The organism is Zhongshania sp. (assembly GCF_041623545.1).
Lineage (GTDB): Bacteria > Pseudomonadota > Gammaproteobacteria > Pseudomonadales > Spongiibacteraceae > Spongiibacter.
Map to the genome: position 1 here is coordinate 1 of NZ_JBFJWS010000330.1, position 3,414 is coordinate 3,414.

Here is a 3,414-nt window from a genome sequence, read left to right on the forward strand (position 1 = left end):
CAGGAAATGGCGTGTCGCATGCGCCCCCTGCGCATAGGACTTACACCATTACGCCCACTGTTAAATCGCCTACTGCCCTACGCATTGGCAAAAATATAATTACTCGCAACAATAGGACTGCTGCAATATGAATCACAATAAATTACTGGCAATCTCATTAGCACTTTCAGCTAGCGCCATTCCCAGCTATGCGCAGGATGACAGTGGCCGCGAAGAAGCAAGCTCGAGACGCCAAATTGAAGAAGTGATCGTCACTGCCCGTAAGCGTTCGGAGAATATTCAAGAGACGCCGGTTGCCGTTACGGCCTTCAGCGGCGATTCACTTCGCGAGCAAGGCATTATGAGTACTCAGGAACTCAGCAAGTCAGTGCCGAGCCTGCAAATTAACGACAGCACCTCACCACAAATATTCATTCGCGGCATTGGCCAGCGCGCACATATGGCGCGCTTTGATCCGTCGGTTAGTGTTTATATCGACGGTATATTTATTCCCCGTCCAGATGGTCAGCTACTGGATACCATCGATATTGAAAGCGTCCAAGTATTGCGCGGCCCCCAAGGCACATTGTTCGGAAAAAATAATACTGGCGGTGCCTTGGTCTTCAATTTAACCAAACCCGGCGACACCGTGGGTGGTTTTGTTGAAGGATTAATGGGTAATTACAATGAACAAAGTATTCGCGCGGCCGCTGACCTGCCCATTTCCGACACCCTGCTAAGCCGGGTATCCGTAAGCAGCCGGCGCCGTGACGGCTTTCTTAAAAACCTAGGTTCAGACAGTAACCAGAGTATCGACCGCCTATCGGCGATTGGCCAAATACGTTGGGATGCCGCCGATAATTTAACCGTTGACGGCCTCGCGTTCTACGGCAAAGTTCGCGAAAAATACCCCTCGTATCACTGTGAGCTCGTTAACGACGACGCATTATTTGTTAATGGCCTAGGTATATTGTGGGCTGGAGATACCGACCCAAGCAACCCCACCGCCTACCGCGACAACTGCGCCGCGAATAATCGCAAAAACCTGCCGGACCTCACCACCAATCAAGGTGACAGTTTCCGCGCGGTAAAGGCACAAGACATTTTGCTGCTGGGGACAACCTTAGAATGGCAAATCAGCGAAAATAACACCCTAAAAACCATTATCGGTTACCGAGATGCCACCAAATTTGGCCCCCAAACAGCCGCCGACGAAGGTGGCCCGCAGCCCTTCCTGCGCGCACTCGTACTTGACGATAGTATCCAGGAATCGCTGACCCTAGAATTCCAACTTAATGGCAGCGCCTTTGACGGCAGCGTTGACTATACCGCCGGTTTTTTCTGGCAGGACGAGTACAAATCCGAGCGTTTCCTGACTAGCAACCCACTCGTTGGCGCTGAATCAGCTAGCTTGATCGCATTAGCTGGCGGCCAGTACGGAGCAAACCTACCCAACCTTGGCACCCTAATACCCGGCGGAACAGCACCGCTTATTGCCGGTATACTGCCATTGGCTACCCTGCAAGATTTCGACATTAACGGCCAAACCTACGCCGCCTTCACTCAAGCGACTTGGCATATCACGGACAATATTGAATGGACATTGGGTGGTCGCTACACCGAAGAAATTCGTGAATCCGATCTAGTGACCCGTTCAGCGGATCTCGGCGCGATGCTCACTATTCTGAACAGCATCGACCCGCGCTTTGTGCCCGTCGTTCCTGACATGGGTGTTGCCGCTTACGCCGGCACCTGGAGTGAAGACCCGATTCAAATCGCAAATGACGCGCTTAATAGCTATTTTCCCGGCGAGGTAAAAACGCCCCTCGGCGCGCCGCAATACGACAGTAGGGACAGCACCTTTCGCCAATTTACACCGATGACATCCGCCGCGTGGATAATGCCTGAGCAGTGGTTTGACGACAGCTTGCTAAGTTCAGCCATGGTCTATGGTACTTGGAGCTTTGGTTTTAAATCCGGCTTTCATGAGCCAAGCGGTGTCGACGGGCTGACAGAAGTGGCACCAGAAGAATTGGAAAACCGTGAAATTGGCATAAAAATCGATGCCCTGGAACGCTCATTGCGCATGAACATTGCGCTGTACTCAATGACCTTCACTAATATGCAGTTGATCACCGTCAACGTAGATTCCGCAAACTCCTTGGTCGTAACCTCCCAGAATGCGGGTGAGTCGACCATCGACGGCGGCGAGCTCGAGGTACTGTGGCTGCCCAGCGAAAATATGATGCTCAGCTTTACCTATAGTAATAATAATTACAAATACGACGAGTTTATGGATAACGACTTGGCCGCCCTCGCACTGCGGGGCGAGTTTGTTCCCGTCGACCGCTCTAAAGAAGACTTTGCGGTATCCCCTGAAACTTCGGCATCATTTGGCGCGCAATACACCATCGTCACTGACTACGGTTTGTTTACGCCACGCATCGACCTTAGCTACAAAAGCGAAGTGTATATGGGTCTAGATGCTGGTTCTTGGCAAGTTGCGCAAACCAATCCTGAATTGATTTATGCAGAAGCCTATAGCTTGGTAGACGCACGTTTGAGCTGGAATGACCCAATGAGTGATCTGCGCGTGTCGGCCTACGTTAAAAACCTAGCGGACAAACGTTACGACATTGGCGCGGTAGGTACCGCTGAATCCCTCGGTACCTTTACCCGCGCTTTAGGCGACCCACGCACCTTTGGTATAGAGCTGCGCAAGGAATTTTAAAATGCCTAATGTTCACGGTAAATATAGCGATCAAGTGGCACTCATCACGGGTGCCTGCGGTGGCCTAGGCTCAGCCTTGGCCACCGCCCTCGCCAAGTCCGGCTGCCATTTGGCGCTCGTCGACATCAACAATGAAAAACTCGAATCCCTGGCTCAGGATCTTAAGTCCTATCCAATTAATGTCAGCACCCACAGCTGCAACATCGGTGATTTAGAGGCTGTTAAAGCGCTTGCGCTTGCCGTTTCAAAACACCACGGCAGGCTGAACCTGCTAATTAATAACGCTGGCATTACCCTGCAAAAAAGCGCGGCGAATCACAGCCCTGCGGATTGGCAAAGGGTATTCAATGTAAACTGGTGGGGCACGGTAAATTGCTGCAGTGTATTTCTACCGTTACTAAAACAATCCGACTATGCCCAGATCGTCAATTTATCGAGCATGGCAGCCTATTATGGACTGCCGAGTCAGGCCTCCTACAGTTCCAGCAAAGCAGCCGTACTGGCTTACAGTGAAGCGCTGCGTGCCGAACTCGCAGTAGACGACATTGGCGTAACAACAGTCCACCCAGGCGCTATAAAGACCGAGATGATGACGACAACACTGCAGGAATCTGACAATATGGAGCAGGCTCGAAAAAACTACGCATTGGCTACCCGCTGGGGAGTAGAAGCCGACGTGGTCGCCGATAAGATCTTACGAGCCG

General features: G+C 51.6%; 2 protein-coding genes. Both read left to right on the top strand.

Annotated elements, in window-relative coordinates; all coding sequences use genetic code 11:
• Positions 1-127 precede the first annotated feature (127 nt).
• Positions 128-2,710: a TonB-dependent receptor gene (locus ABYT30_RS17300; RefSeq protein WP_373097708.1), complete on the top strand. Its 2,583-nt coding sequence runs from the start codon at positions 128-130 to the stop codon at positions 2,708-2,710.
• 1 nt (position 2,711) lies between these two features.
• The coding region (locus ABYT30_RS17305) for an SDR family NAD(P)-dependent oxidoreductase (protein WP_373097709.1) at positions 2,712-3,414 on the top strand (703 nt) is incomplete at its 3' end.

Coding starts and splice junctions, on each gene's coding strand:
- ABYT30_RS17300 (WP_373097708.1), top strand. CDS start 128: ATGAATCACAATAAATTACTGGCAATCTCATTAGCACTTTCAGCTAGC.